The following is a 13,356-nucleotide window of genomic DNA, read 5'->3' as shown; positions in this document are numbered from 1 at the left end:
TCCGTGTAGCAGGACGGAGATATGGATGAGCGAAGCTAAGCGGGTCGATTTCTGTGCGGCAATGACAAACCCTTGCCGGGACCGGGGGCGAGGGACCGGCAAGTATCAGTCATGCCGGGTCGGCGAAGGTATCGAACTCCCAGCTCAGGGAGGGTCGATCAAGGTCGACAACCGGCCCTGACAACGGGCCTCGGGGGGCCGTCGCTTGACAGGGAACCCCGCCTCACAGCAGCTTTTCCGGAGTACCGCCGCGTTGCCGCATCACACGTGCCGGAGTCCGATGAGCGGGTGACAGAGGATGTGCTCTCTTTGAAATTTCTTGGTGATTCCACAGGACCAAAGAAGTCGGCGGTGCCTCATGTGAAGACTGTGGTTCCTGCCGGGCACGGAGAAATCGTGGGCGCCCGCACCGAAGACATCGCGGGCGGTCCGCCCGCCCGAACGAAAGGCACCGCATGAGCGACGACGGCGTCCTGACCCGGTCGCTCGAAGCCGTCCAGGAGCGCATCGACACCGTCCTCACGCAGGAGAGCGCGCGCTGGACCGCGGTGGATCCGCGCTGCGCCGCGTTCGTCGACAGCGTCACCGCCATCACCGCCGCCAAAGGCAAGCTGCTGCGCCCCCGCTTCTGTCTCATCGGCCACCTCGCCGCAGGCGGCGCACCGGGGCACGACAAGGCCGTCGACGCGGCCGCCGCCCTCGAACTCCTGCACACCTTCGCCCTGTTGCGCGACGACGTCCTGGACGACTCGTCGCTGCGCAGGGGCGCCGTCACCGCACACGAACGGCACGCCAAGGAGCACCGGGCGCGGCTGCTGCGCGGCGAGCCCCGCCGCTACGGGGAGGGCATCGCCAACCTCGCCGCCGACCTCGCGCACGTCTACGCCGACCGGCTCGCCCACGCCCTGCCCGCGGCGGCCCGGGCCGTGTGGGACGAGACCCGGGTCGAGGTCACCGTCGGCCAGTACCTCGACATCGCCGTCGCCGCCGAGGGCGTGGCCGACCCGGAGCTCTCCCGCTGGATCGCGGTCTGCAAGTCCGGCCGGTACACCATCCAGCGTCCCCTCCAACTCGGCGCCGCCCTCGCGGGCCGCCCCGATCTCGCCGCCGTCTTCGAGCGGTACGGCCTGCCGCTCGGCGAGGCGTTCCAGCTCCGGGACGACCTCATCGACGCCTTCGGCGACGCCGAGGACACCGGCAAGCCCGCCGGCCTCGACCTCGACCGATTCAAGATGAGCTACCTCCTCAGCCTCGCCGTACGCCGGGACGACCGGATCCGCGAACTCGCCGCCACCCCCGCCGGCCCCGACGGCGCCGCCAGAATGCGCGAGCTGCTCGTCTCGACCGGAGTCGCCGACGAGGTCGAACAGCGCATCGCACACCTCGTCGACCAGGCACGCGAGGCGGTGGCCGACGCGCCCCTGGTGCCCCGCTGGCGCACCGAACTCCTGGAGCTCACCGCCCGTGTGGCGTACCGGAACCACTGAGGCCGGAAGCCAGTGAGGGCGGAAGCCAGTAAAGGCCGGAACCACTGAGGCACACAGGAACGACCCACCCACACCGCATCCACCGAGCCGAACCGGAACCACCGAAAGGAACCGCACCGGCATGGACCGAACACTGATCATCGGGCTCGGACGGGCGGGTCTCGGGCTGCACTGGGCGGTCCTGCGCAAGCTGCGCGCCGCCGGGCGGCACACGGACCTCTTCGACCCCGCCCCCGTCGTGACGCTCGACCCGCTCGCCCCCGTGGTATCCGCGCGGGCCGAGGGACTGCGCCCCGTCGCCTCGCTCGCCGAGGCCCGCGTCCTGCTGGACCCCGAACACACCGTCGTGCACCTGTGCACCCCGCCGGTAGCCCGCCTCGGCCTGCTCCAGGAACTGGCCGCCGCGGGCTTCCGCCGGATCATCGTGGAGAAGCCCCTGGCGGTCGACCGTCAGTCCGTCCACGAGATCCTCGCCCTCGCCCGCGCCGAGGGGCTGCGCCTGGCGATCGTCGCCCCCTGGCTGGCCAGCTCGCTGACCGCACGGCTGGAGCGCGTCGTCGCTGAGGGCGCTCTCGGAGCGCTGCGCTCCATCGACATACGGCAGAGCAAGCCGCGCATGAGCCGCACGCTGGCCGACGGCGGTCACCCCACCGCGTTCGACGTGGAACCCCCGCACTCGCTCGGGGTCTGCCTGCGGCTCGCAGGCGATGCCGTGCTGGCCGCCGCCGAGCTGTCCGACATGCGCATCGGCGACACCACGATCCCCGGCATGGGCCGCGCCGAACTGGTCTTCCGGCACCAGGAGGCGACCAGCCGGATCGTCTCCGACCTCACCGCCCCGGTCCGCGAGCGCCGCGTCCAGCTGGAGTTCACCGACGGCCGGGCGGTCGCGCACTACCCCAACGCCGAGGACGACCACTACGCCCAGCTGCGGTTCAGCCGCACCGGCCGCCCCGAGACCTGGGAGGTGTTCCCCGACGACGCACTGTCCGCCTACTTCGTCGACACCTACCGCGCCCTGCGTGACGGTGCCGACCTGGAGCCCCAACTGCACCTCGCGTCCCGGGTGGTGGAGCTGCTCTCCGACGCCAAGAGCTCGATCCGGCGGCCCGGCACCACGGACGCCCCCTCCCCCACCGGGCCCGACGGACGGCAGGTGAGCCATGCGGGATGACACAGGGCCCCGGCCCTCCGCCGACGATCCCCGGCCGCTCGCGCCGCCGCCCGGCATTCGTTACGCGGGCATCGGCGACGAGGCCGCCCCCGACCTCGCCGGCCAGATCCGCGCCCACCAGCTCCTCGGCTGGTCGGCGCTGGAGCTGCGCGACATCGGCGGCACCGCCCTCGCCGACCTCGACGACGCCGCGTTCGACCGGGTCGTCACGGCCCTGCGCGACGCGCGCCTGGACGTGGTGTGCGTGAACTCCCGCATCGCCAACTGGGCCCGTCCCATCACCGGCGACTTCGAGCTGGACCGCGGCGAGCTGGCACGCCTCGCCCCGAGGTGCGCCGCGCTCGGCACCCGTCACATCCGCGTGATGTCCTACCCGAACGACCCCGGCACGCCGCTCGACGAGCCCGAGTGGGCCCGCCGGACGATCGACCGGATGACGCGTCTGGCCCGCCAGGCCGAGGACGCCGGGCTCATCCTGCTGCACGAGAACTGCGCGGGCTGGGCCGGCGCCGACCCGGCCCGCGCGCTGCGGCTCCTGGCGGAGGTCGACAGTCCGGCACTGCGGCTGCTGTTCGACACCGGCAACGGCGTGGCGTACGGCTACGAGGCGTACGACCTGCTCACCGAGCTCGTCCCGTGGGTCGACCACGTGCAGATCAAGGACGCGCGGTCCGAGGCGGGCGAGGCGGTCTACACCCTGCCGGGCGAGGGGAGTTGCCGGGTCGCGGACTGTCTGCGGCTCCTGCTCGACCACGGCTACACCGGCACCTGGGCCATCGAACCCCACCGCGCGGTCCGGCCCCACGAGGGCCGTACCGACGCGGGCAGGGACGGCGTCGCCGAGTTCGTGCGGTACGGCCGCGCCCTGGAGTCCCTGGCAGGACGGCTGCCCGCACCCGCCGCCCGCGACCGGGAGGCCGTCCGATGACGAGACTGACCCGAGCCGAGCACGACCTGCTGCTGCACCTCCTCGAACTCCCCACCGTGGGGCCGCTGGAGGGCGGGAGCGGGCCCCGCCTGCGGGACGCCCAGCGGGCCTACGCGGACGCCGCGCGCCCCCTGGGCTTCGAGGTCGTCCACCACGCCGCCGCCGAGGCGGCCGAGCTGACGGACGACCAGGTGCCGCTCGGCGTGCGCCGGGCCGTCGAGGACGACCCGGGCTTCCTGGCCGTACAGCCCTCCCTGGTCCTCGCGCTCGGCCCCGAACTGCCGCAGGCGGACACGGTGATGTTCAACGTGCACCTCGACACCGTCGCGGGTGCCGAACCCGTCGGGTTCGACGGGACGCGGTTCACCGGGCGCGGCGCGATCGATGCCAAGGGCCCCGCCGTGGCCCTGCTGGCCGGGGTGCGCGCGGCGCTCGAAGCCGCCCCCGACCGGCTCGCGGGCACCCGCGTTCTGATCCAGGCGGTGTCCGGCGAAGAGGGTGGCGCCATGGGCGTGTTCGGCACCCGCCCGCTGCTGCGGCGCGGCTGGTACGGCCGGCTCAACGTGTTCTGCGAGCCCACCGGGATGCGGCTCCTCGCGCGTTCCACGGCCGCGATGACCGCCTGCGTCCGGGTCGACGGCGACGATGCCATCGACGACCGCCCCGCCGCCGGGCACAACGCCACCGTCCTGCTCGGCCACCTCGCACAGCGCCTCGCCACCCGGCTCCCGGAGCACGCGGACGGCGGCCAGGTCTGCGTCGCGGGCCTGCACACCGGACACCACCACAACCGGGTGTACGGGAGCGGCCGGTTGCTGCTCAACTGCTCCTATCCCGACTCCGCCACGGGTCAGGCTCTCGCCGACCGGCTGGAACGTGAAGTGGCGGACGGCATCGTGGAGTTCGCCGAGACCTATCGGACCCACCGGGACCTGGCCCGCACCGCCGCGGACGCCGCCGCCATCACCCGCGTCGAATGGCACAAGCGCGGTCTGCCGGCGCTCCCGCCCGTGGACGACCCCTGGGCCCTCGACCTGCTGGCGCGGGACGGCGACCTTTCCCCGTGGCCCGCCGACGAACCCGCGTTCACCTGCGACGCGATCTGGGCGGCGGGCCTCCCCGGCGCGTACACCGCCGTCCTCGGCCCCGGCGACCTCGACCGCAACCACGCGCACGCGGCCGGGGAGTACGCCGACCTGTCCGATCTCGAAGCCTTCGCCGGGGCGGTGAGCGGCATCCTCGTCCGCTTCGCCGCCCGGCAGCACGCCACCACAGGAGGAATGCGACAGTGAGCCAGTCGACCGATGCCCCGCCGCACGACGGGGCGACCGTCCCGCGCGACGGGGTGACCGTCCCGTACGACGCCCTCGTGGCCTTCACCGCCGAGGTGTTCACCGGCCGCGGCGTACCGCGGGGCCGGGCCCGCACCGCCGCCGAGGCCCTCGTCCACGGCGATCTCACCGGACTCACCTCGCACGGCCTCGCCAACCTCACCCGGCTCTACCTGCCCGCCCTCGACTCGGGCCGCATCGACGCCACCGCGGAACCGGAGAAGATCACCGACACCGGAGCCGCCGTCCTCCTCGACGGACGCCGCTCCCTCGGCCTGTGGGCGGCGACGGAGGCGCTGGAACTGGCCGCCGACCGCGCGGCACAGACCGGGATCGCCCTGGTGACCATGCGCGACGCCACCCACTTCGGCTGCGCAGGACACCACACGGCCAAGATCGCCCGGCGCGGCATGGTGGGCTTCCTGGCCTCCAACTGCGGGCGCCAGCGCATCGCCCGCCCGCCGGGCGGCCGTGCGGCGATGCTCGGCACCAACCCGTTCAGCATCGCGGCGCCCGCCGGCGACCGGCCCCCGTACGTCCTCGACATGAGCACCACCGTGGTGCCGACCGGCAAGGTACGGGCCGCCGCCCGCGCCGGGGAGCCGATACCGGAGGGCTGGCTGGAGGACGCCGAGGGCCGCCCGGTGACCGATCCCCATGCCCTGGACGCCGGCGAGGGCTTTCTGCGCTGGCTCGGCGGTGACCCCGCCACCGGTGCCTTCAAGGGGTACGGGCTCGGTCTGATGGTCGAGGTGCTTGCCGCGCTGGTGCCCGGCGCCGGTCTCGGCCCCGCCCCCGAGGCCCTGACCGGCGACGGCCGGCCCTCCGGACGCGACGACGACATCGGCCTGACCGCCCTCGTCCTGGCGCCCGGCGCGCTGCGCCCCGGGCCGGACTTCGACTCCGAGGCCGACGGCCTCTTCGGAGCGCTCCTCGACTGCCCGCCCCTCGACCCCGCCCGGCCGGTCGGCTACCCCGGACGGCCCGAGGAGCTGACCGCGGCGCACCACAGGGAACACGGCGTCCCGCTGACCGGCGGGTGTCACGCCGAACTGACCGCGCTCGCCGCCGAACAGGGCCTCGCCTTCCCCGAGCCGGTCGCGGCGCCGGACGTCCTGCCCTCGGCGGGTGTCCGATGACGCGCCGCCCGGCGGCGCGGACCCGCGTCGGCCTCATCGGCCTGGGCGTCATCTCCAAGTTCTACGTCGCCGCCTTCGACCGGCTGCCCGGCCTCGATCTCGCCGCCGTGTGCGATCTGCGGCCCGCCGCCCTTGAGCCGTTCCACGACGTCGCCAAGTGCTACACCGGCCACGCCGAACTCCTCGCCGACGCCGGCGTGGACGCGGTCGTCGTGAACGTCCCCAACGACGCGCACGCCACGGTGTGCGCGGACGCCATCGCCGCGGGTGTCGCGGTCTGTGTGGAGAAGCCGCTCGCCATCCGGGTCGAGGACGGCCGCTCGCTCGCCGCACTGGCCCGGGAGAAGGACGTCACCCTCTTCACCTCCTTCCACCGTCGCTACAACTCCCCCGTCCTGCGCCTGCTCGACGAGGTCGCGGCGGCCGGCTCCCCCGTGCATTCACTCACCGTCCGCTACCTCGAACGCATCGAGGAGCACGCGGGCAGCGACCGCTGGTACCTCGACGCCGAGCGCTGCGGCGGTGGCTGTGTGGCCGACAACGGCCCCAACGCCTTCGACCTGGTACGGCTGTTCCTCGGCGACGTCGAACTGGCCGGCTCCGATGTCGTCCGCGACGAGCTGGGCACCGACCGCCGGGCCTCGGTCGACCTGCGCTCGACGGCCGGGGTCACCGCCCGGGTCGAACTCGACTGGGCCTACGACGGCGAGGTCAAGGACGTCACCGTCGAACTCCGCGACGGTACGCGGCTGTTCGCCGACATGCTCGAGGGGCACCCCGAGTTCAAGGGCTCGCTCTGGCACGAGTACGTCGGCGTGCTCACGGACTTCGACACCCGTCTGCGTGGCGGGCAGGACGCCTCCCGCGACGGCCTCGCCGCCCTGGAACTGGTCGACGCCGTCTACCGCGCGGAAGGAGCCGCCCGGTGAACCCGCACGAGGACGGCGGCAAACGCACCGTGGACGCGACGGTCGTGAAGGTGCTGACCCACCGCCGTGACGACCGGGGCATGCGCCTGGAGGAGTTCACCAGCCGCTGCGTGCGCGCCGGCGAGGTCCACGAGCTGGTCACCACCGACCAGCGCGACAGCCCGCCGGAATCCCGCATCGACCGGGTCGGCTTCCTCGGCTTCGCCGAGATGCGCAGCGCCGGGGTGATCGACCGGGGCGACGAAGTGTGGATCGAAGGACGGCTCGCGGGCACCGTGCTCGGCTTCGACTCCTGCCACTTCCCCAACCACTACAACGTGCTGATCGCCGTCGACGACCTGGTGACGGGCCCCGACCTGGGCCTGCGGCCGGAGGCATCGCTGTCCTTCCGTCAAGTCCCGGCGGCGGTCCGCACGTTCGGGACCGCGGCAGCGAGGAGCTGACCTTGCGACCGCTGAACCACCTCAAGAATCCGGACAGCAGAAGGGTGCATTTCGCATGAGCTCCGTCACCTTCGACGTGACCCCTCCGCACGCCCCCGGCACCACCTGGCGGCTCGAAGCGGAACTGTTCCTGCCGCCCGGCGAGGCGCCCGACACCGTACAGCTGCTCCTGCCGGGGCTCACCTACGACCGCCGCTACTGGACCGCGCCGGGCGCCCTCGACTACACCAAGCACGCGATCGGCGAGGGCTACGCCGTCCTCGCCCTCGACCGCCCCGGCACCGGCGCCAGCGAGCACCCGCCGGCCGAACAGGTCACGGTGGAGAGCAACGTCGAGGCCGTGCACCAGATCGTGACCGCCCTGCGCCGGGGCACCCACGGACTGCCCGCCTTCCGCCACGTGGTCGCCGTCGGACACTCGTTGGGCTCGGGCATCGCCCTGATCGAGTCGGCCCGCCACCGCGATCTGGACGCGCTGGTGATCACCGGCCTGCTGCACGCCGTCGGCCCGCTCTACCCCGAGGCGATGCCGGCCCTGTACCCGGCCGCCGCCGACCCGTTGCTCGCCCCGACGAACCCGCCGGAGAACTACCTGACCACCCAGCCCGGCCGACGGGCCGCCCTCTACGAGCACCCGGCCGGCGTGGAACCCGATGTGTCCGCCTGGCACGAGGACACCAAGTCGACGGTGACCGCCGGGGAGGGCTTCACCCTGGACGCCATCTACCAGCCCGAGGTGGCCGCCGAGGTGCGGGCGCCCGTCCTGCTCGTCGTCGGCCAGCAGGACCGCCTCTTCGGCGGCGGGGACGCCTCCACCGAGGACGCCGCGGCCGTCGTCGCGTACGAGGGGAAGTTCTACACCGGTGTCGGTGACCTGGAGGCGTTCGTCGTCCCCGAGGCCGCGCACTCCCTCAACGTCCACCGCACCGCACCGAGTTGGTACGCCGCCGCCCATAAGTGGCTCGACCGCCGGCGCCCCGCACGTGAGCGCTGATCCGAGAGGACCGAGCAGGAGACCGAGGGGAACCGAGGGGAACCGAGGGGAACCGAGGGGAACCAAGGAGAACCGAGGAGAACCGAGGAGAAGGGACAGGACATGACCGACAGCAGCACCCCACCACGGGCCGGCCGCCACGCCGTGGTCCTCGGCGGCAGCCTCGCCGGGCTCTGCGCGGCGGCCGCGCTGGCGCCGCACGTGGACCGGGTCACGCTCGTGGAGCGCGACCGCTACCCGGACGAACCGCGCTGGCGCCGCGGCGTGCCCCAGGCCCGCCACACCCACAACCTGCTCGGCGCGGGCCAGCGCTCCCTCGAACTGCTCTTTCCCGGTCTCCTCGGCGAACTGCGCGACCTGGGCATGGTCGAGGTCCGCATGCCGCAGGACATGCTGCTCATGGTGCCGGGCGGCTGGGTGGACCGCTTCGAGGGCCCGCACCTGGTCCTGTCCGGCTCGCGCGACCTCCTCGACTGGGCCGTCCGCCGCCGGCTGCGGCAATTGCCCGCCGTGGAGATCCTGGAGGAGACGGAGGCCGTCGGCCTGGTCGCCGGAGCGGGCGACACGGTCCGCGGCGTGCTGCTCCGCGACCGGGGCCCCGCGGCGCGCACCGACGGGGGCCAACCCTACGAACAGGCGGCCGACCTGGTCGTGGACACCACGGGCCGCGGCTCCCGGGCCCCTGCCTGGCTGCGGGAGCTCGGCTACGGCACCCCGGAGGAGAGCGTCGTCGACGCGGGCTGCGCCTACTCCACCTGCATCCTGGAACCCGCCCCCGGGCACACCGCCGACTGGAAGTGCATCCTGCTCCAGTCGACACCGGAGGAGCCCCGCTCGGGCATCCTCAACCCCATCGAGAACGGCCGCTGGATGGTCTCCGTGGCCGGTCTCGGCGGCGAGCGCCCGCCGCTCGACCACGCGGGCTTCGTCGACTTCGCCAAAGGCCTGCGCAGCACCGCCCTGTACGACGCGATCCGCGACGCCAAGCCCCTCGGTGACGTGTACGGCTCCGGTCGTACGGAGAACCGCTGGCGCCACTACGAACGGCTGACGCGCTGGCCCGACCGCTTCCTCGTGCTCGGCGACGCCGTCGGCGCCTTCAACCCGGCCTACGGGCAGGGCATCTCCGTCGCCGGCATGAGCGCGCTCGTGCTGCGCCGGGCCCTGGAGGAGGCCGTCGGCACCGGCGCAGGCCGGATCCCGGCCGGTCTGACCGCCCCGCTGCGGGGGCCGATCGCCGACTGCGTGGAGTCCGCGTGGATGCTGTCGGGCAACGCCGACCTGGCGTACCCGGGAGCCTGCGACGGTCCGCTGCCGCTCGCCGCACGGCTCGGCAAGCGCTACACCGACCGGCTCCTGAAGGTGGCGACCACCGACAGGACCGCGGCCATGGCGCTGCTCGACATGACCCACCTGCTGGCCCCGCCCCAGGCCGTGTTCAGGCCGCGGGTGCTGGCCTCGGTGCTGCGCGGCCCGCGGCACACGACGTCCCCGACCGCTTCGCCCCCCGGCCCCCTCGGGGCCGGCCCACCTACCCGAGGAGCGCCCATGACCACCGAGTCCGAACGCATGGTGAACGTCTACCGCAAACGGGCCAAGCGCTACGACCTCACCTCCAACCGCCTCTACCTCATCGGCCAGCGCACGATGGCCTACAAGCACCTGGCGCTGGAGCAGCTCGCCCTGCGTCCCGGGGACACGGTGGTCGACGCGGGCTGCGGCACCGGCCACAACCTGCCCCTGCTCGCCGAGGCCGTGGGCCCGACCGGGCGGGTGATCGGCGTGGACCTCACGGACGCCATGCTGGAGCAGGCGGAGGACCGGGTGCGGCGCGCGGGGCTCTCCCAAGTCTCCCTGGTCCAGGCCGACCTGACGACCTATGAGTATCCGGAGAACGTACGCGGGATCAGTGCCTGCTTCTCGCTGACCCTCATCAGCGAGTACGCGAAGGTGATCGAGCGCGGCTACGAGGCGCTCGCGCCCGGCGGCCGCTGGGTGGTCCTCGACTACCGGCTGCCGCGCTGGTGGCCGCAGCGGCTCATCCCCGCGCTGGGCCCGATGATCGCTCCGTTCGGCGGCGACACCAGCATGGTCCTGCGCCACCCGTGGGAGCCGATCCAGGAGGGCGCCGCCCGCCACCGCGTGCTGACCCGGTACGGCGGCTGGGTGTACGTCGCGGTCGGGGAGGCCGGGAAGGCGGCAGAGCGGTAGGGCGAACCTGTCCGGGGGCGGCGGCACGGTGGCTGGGGCGCGGCGGTCGGCCTTCAGCACGGCGGCGAGGCCGGTGCCGATGACGCCCGCCCGACCGGCGGCGTCGGGGCTCGCGCCGAGGGGCGCGCGGACCGCTCCGGCCGTTGCCGGGCGCCCGGCCTCTTGCGGGCTGGGATCGTCCACGGCCTCCCTGCCCGGTCAGCCGGCCGCCGGATCCAGGCGGCCGGGCGCACGCCCCGCAGCCATGCCGTGCGGGGCGTGCGCCCGGCATGGTTGGCGGTACCGGGGCCACGGACGCCCTCTCCGGACAGCCTCTTCAGTCGGCCTCTTCAGTCGGCTGTCGACGCCCTGCCCGCGGCCTTGCCGTAGCGCCCGGGAGGGACGCCCACGACCCGTTTGAAGTGCCGGGACAGGTGAGCCTGGTCGTAGAAGCCGACCGCCGACGCCACCTCGCTCGGCGGCCTGCCGTCGAGGAGCAGGCGACGGGCGCGGTCGACCCTTCGGGCCATCAGGTACTGGTGCGGGGCGATGCCGAAGGCGGCGCTGAACGCCCGCACGAGGTGGGTGGGATGGGCGTGCACCAGGTGCCCGGCCTCCCCCAGCGTCACGCCGGTGAGCAGCCGTTCGTCGAGGAGCTCCCGCAGGCTGTGCGCCACGCCCCGGCCCGGGTCCCGGCGGCCCGGGGCGAGCCGGGGCCGCAGGTGGCCGCGGAGCCGTTCGCCGACCAGGGCGAGCCGGCTCTCCGCCTCCAGCTCGTCGCCGCGCCGTGCGAGGGCCGCGTGCAGCTGCCCGATGCGCAGGCGCAGCAGCGGGTCGGTGATGTCGGGGTCGTCCACCGCCGGGCCGATCAGGCTGTCGTCGAGCTGCGGGCCGTCCAGGTACAGCACCCGTTTGCGGAATCCGTGCGCGGTGGCGGGCGAGCCGTTGTGCGGCACCTGCGGCGGCAGCAGCGAGACCGTGTCGCTCGGGGTGCCGCGCTCGCGGCGGTCCAGGTCGTAGCGGACGGCGCCGTCGTCGACGATCAGCAGCGTCCACACGTCATGGACGTGCATCGGGTACGCGTGCTCGGTGAAGTGCGCGTGGAAGACCTCGACGACACCCGGGACCTGCGGGCGCCATGCGGAAACCTCCTGCTGGGACGGCATGCAAAGAACGTACAAGACCGTGGGGCACCGCGGTCGGCAGCCTGGGCGCATGACGAACGACACGCCCCCCGCCACCCCCGCCGTCTCCGCCACCCCTGCCGCTCCCGCCCCGCCCGCCCCGCCCGTCCGCTTCGACACCAAGATCGCCGTCGTCCTCCGGGAGGACCTGGCGTCCTGGCAGCGGCTCAACGTGACCGCGTTCCTGGTCAGCGGCATCGGGCCGCAGATCCCCGAGGTGATGGGCGAGCCCTACGCCGACGCCGACGGAACCCCGTACCTGCCGATGTTCCGCCAGCCGGTCCTGGTCTTCGAGGGCACCAAGGAGACGGTCACCGCGGCGCACGGCCGGGCCCTCTCCCGCGGCCTGCCCCGCTCGGTGTTCACCTCCGACCTCTTCGCCACCGGCAACGACCGGGACAACCGCGCGGCGGTACGGGCCGTGCCGGCCGCCGACCTTGATCTGGTCGGGATCGCCGTGTACGGGCCGCGCAACGCGGTCGACAAGGTACTCAAGGGCTCGCGGATGCACCCCTGACCCGACGGGTCGCCGCTCGCGTGCCCGGCGCGTCACCGGGCGCCGGTGAACGCCCGCCGGTAGGAGCGGGGCGGCACGCCCCGGCGCCGCACGAACTGCTCGCGCAGCACGGCCGCGCTCCCGTAGCCGACCCGGCCCGCGATCTCCTCCACCGGCAGGTCCGTGGTCTCCAGGAGCTCCTCGGCCCTCGTCAGCCGCAGACCGCGCAGCCAGGCGTGCGGGGTGGTGCCGGTCGCCGCGGTGAAGCGGCGGGCGAAGGAGCGCCTGCTCATCATGGCGCGCCGGGCCAGTTCGGTGACGGGCAGCGGCTCGTGGAGGTGCTCGCGGGCCCACTCGAGGACCTCGGCGAGGCGCTCGTCCCCGCCGTCCCGCGGCACCGGCGCGGCCAGGTACTGGGCCTGGCCGCCCTCGCGGTGGGCGGGCAGCACCATGTCCCGGGCGACGCCGTTGGCCCGCGCGGCGCCGTGCTCGCGCCGCAGCAGATGGAGGCAGAGGTCGAAGCCCGCGGCCGCTCCCGCGCCGGTGACGACGGTCCCTTCGTCGACGTAGAGCGCCGCGGGATCCACGGTGGTCCGCGGGTGCCGCTCGGCGAGGAGGTCGGCGAACCGCCAGTGGGTGGTCGCCCGGCGGCCCTCCAGCAGCCCGGCGCAGGCGAGGGCGAACGTGCCGACGCAGTGCGCCGCGACGACGGCCCCCCGCTCGTGCGCGGCCTTCAGCGCGGCCAGCACGGCGGGGGCGGGCGGCGTGCGGAACTCGGTGCCGGGCAGGGCGATGACCAGGTCCGCCGCGGCGAGCCGGTCCACCCCGTGCGCGACGGTCAGGGGCACCCCGAAGTCCGTGGGCACGGGGCCGGGCCGCTCCGCGCACAGGGCGAAGTCGAAGCCGGGCAGCGCCGGTCCGTGCGGGCCGAACACCTCGGTGACGATGCCGACGGCGAGCATGCCGACGCCGGCGGGGACGTACGCGGCGACTGTCTGGAAGGGCGGCACCGTCGGAGTGTGCCACACCCGTTGGCACGAATCCTGCGATCGTAGGCAGGA

12 protein-coding genes are annotated in these 13,356 nt (G+C 73.9%); 10 read left to right on the top strand and 2 right to left on the bottom strand.

What is annotated here, in order from left to right; genetic code table 11:
• Positions 1-455 precede the first annotated feature (455 nt).
• The 9 genes from ACZ592_RS00680 to ACZ592_RS00640 all read left to right on the top strand — a co-directional run bounded on the left by ACZ592_RS00680 (position 456) and on the right by ACZ592_RS00640 (position 10,636).
• A complete protein-coding gene (locus ACZ592_RS00680; protein ID WP_471579287.1) occupies positions 456-1,487 on the top strand; it encodes a polyprenyl synthetase family protein in 1,032 nt (343 codons plus the stop codon).
• A gap of 121 nt (positions 1,488-1,608) precedes the next feature.
• Positions 1,609-2,661: a Gfo/Idh/MocA family protein gene (locus ACZ592_RS00675; RefSeq protein WP_471579286.1), complete on the top strand. Its 1,053-nt coding sequence runs from the start codon at positions 1,609-1,611 to the stop codon at positions 2,659-2,661.
• A complete protein-coding gene (locus ACZ592_RS00670) occupies positions 2,651-3,589 on the top strand; it encodes a sugar phosphate isomerase/epimerase family protein (protein WP_471579285.1) in 939 nt (312 codons plus the stop codon). Before ACZ592_RS00675 ends, ACZ592_RS00670 begins: the two co-directional genes overlap by 11 nt.
• Positions 3,586-4,881: a M20/M25/M40 family metallo-hydrolase gene (locus ACZ592_RS00665; RefSeq protein WP_471579284.1), complete on the top strand. Its 1,296-nt coding sequence runs from the start codon at positions 3,586-3,588 to the stop codon at positions 4,879-4,881. The genes ACZ592_RS00670 and ACZ592_RS00665 overlap by 4 nt, the downstream gene beginning before the upstream one ends.
• On the top strand, positions 4,878-6,059 hold the full coding sequence (locus ACZ592_RS00660) for an Ldh family oxidoreductase (RefSeq protein ID WP_471579283.1): 1,182 nt from the start codon (positions 4,878-4,880) through the stop codon (positions 6,057-6,059). The genes ACZ592_RS00665 and ACZ592_RS00660 overlap by 4 nt, the downstream gene beginning before the upstream one ends.
• Positions 6,056-6,988, top strand: a complete 933-nt coding sequence (locus ACZ592_RS00655) for a Gfo/Idh/MocA family protein (protein ID WP_471579282.1) — start codon at positions 6,056-6,058, stop codon at positions 6,986-6,988. The genes ACZ592_RS00660 and ACZ592_RS00655 overlap by 4 nt, the downstream gene beginning before the upstream one ends.
• Positions 6,985-7,431: a DUF6917 domain-containing protein gene (locus tag ACZ592_RS00650; protein ID WP_471579281.1), complete on the top strand. Its 447-nt coding sequence runs from the start codon at positions 6,985-6,987 to the stop codon at positions 7,429-7,431. Before ACZ592_RS00655 ends, ACZ592_RS00650 begins: the two co-directional genes overlap by 4 nt.
• Positions 7,432-7,486: 55 nt before the next feature.
• The gene (locus ACZ592_RS00645; RefSeq protein WP_471579280.1) at positions 7,487-8,425 is read left to right on the top strand and encodes an alpha/beta hydrolase; all 939 of its coding nucleotides are present in this window, start codon (positions 7,487-7,489) and stop codon (positions 8,423-8,425) included.
• Between the two features lie 102 nt (positions 8,426-8,527).
• On the top strand, positions 8,528-10,636 hold the full coding sequence (locus ACZ592_RS00640) for a methyltransferase domain-containing protein (RefSeq protein ID WP_471579279.1): 2,109 nt from the start codon (positions 8,528-8,530) through the stop codon (positions 10,634-10,636).
• 329 nt (positions 10,637-10,965) lie between these two features.
• Here ACZ592_RS00640 and ACZ592_RS00635 read toward each other — a convergent pair whose 3' ends face one another.
• Entirely contained in the window at positions 10,966-11,781 is an 816-nt protein-coding gene (locus ACZ592_RS00635) for a helix-turn-helix transcriptional regulator (protein ID WP_471579278.1), read from the bottom strand.
• Between the two features lie 49 nt (positions 11,782-11,830).
• On the opposite strand from ACZ592_RS00635, the gene ACZ592_RS00630 reads away from it, so the two are divergent.
• On the top strand, positions 11,831-12,316 hold the full coding sequence (locus ACZ592_RS00630; protein ID WP_471579277.1) for a DUF2000 family protein: 486 nt from the start codon (positions 11,831-11,833) through the stop codon (positions 12,314-12,316).
• A gap of 32 nt (positions 12,317-12,348) precedes the next feature.
• Here the strand turns inward: ACZ592_RS00630 and ACZ592_RS00625 are convergent, their stop codons facing one another.
• A complete protein-coding gene (locus ACZ592_RS00625; RefSeq protein WP_471579981.1) occupies positions 12,349-13,257 on the bottom strand; it encodes a GlxA family transcriptional regulator in 909 nt (302 codons plus the stop codon).
• Positions 13,258-13,356 lie beyond the last annotated feature (99 nt).

It is taken from the genome of Streptomyces sp. NPDC040622 (assembly GCF_055593965.1).
Note: the sequence above shows the minus strand (reverse complement) of the source record. Positions and strands in the feature narration are given on the sequence as shown.

Excerpts from the sequence above, each read along its gene's own strand:
- ACZ592_RS00680 (WP_471579287.1), top strand. The coding sequence starts at position 456 with ATGAGCGACGACGGCGTCCTGACCCGGTCGCTCGAAGCCGTCCAGGAG.
- ACZ592_RS00675 (WP_471579286.1), top strand. The coding sequence starts at position 1,609 with ATGGACCGAACACTGATCATCGGGCTCGGACGGGCGGGTCTCGGGCTG.
- ACZ592_RS00670 (WP_471579285.1), top strand. The coding sequence starts at position 2,651 with ATGCGGGATGACACAGGGCCCCGGCCCTCCGCCGACGATCCCCGGCCG.
- ACZ592_RS00665 (WP_471579284.1), top strand. The coding sequence starts at position 3,586 with ATGACGAGACTGACCCGAGCCGAGCACGACCTGCTGCTGCACCTCCTC.
- ACZ592_RS00655 (WP_471579282.1), top strand. The coding sequence starts at position 6,056 with ATGACGCGCCGCCCGGCGGCGCGGACCCGCGTCGGCCTCATCGGCCTG.
- ACZ592_RS00645 (WP_471579280.1), top strand. The coding sequence starts at position 7,487 with ATGAGCTCCGTCACCTTCGACGTGACCCCTCCGCACGCCCCCGGCACC.
- ACZ592_RS00640 (WP_471579279.1), top strand. The coding sequence starts at position 8,528 with ATGACCGACAGCAGCACCCCACCACGGGCCGGCCGCCACGCCGTGGTC.
- ACZ592_RS00635 (WP_471579278.1), bottom strand. The coding sequence starts at position 11,781 with ATGCCGTCCCAGCAGGAGGTTTCCGCATGGCGCCCGCAGGTCCCGGGT.
- ACZ592_RS00630 (WP_471579277.1), top strand. The coding sequence starts at position 11,831 with ATGACGAACGACACGCCCCCCGCCACCCCCGCCGTCTCCGCCACCCCT.
- ACZ592_RS00625 (WP_471579981.1), bottom strand. The coding sequence starts at position 13,257 with ATGCTCGCCGTCGGCATCGTCACCGAGGTGTTCGGCCCGCACGGACCG.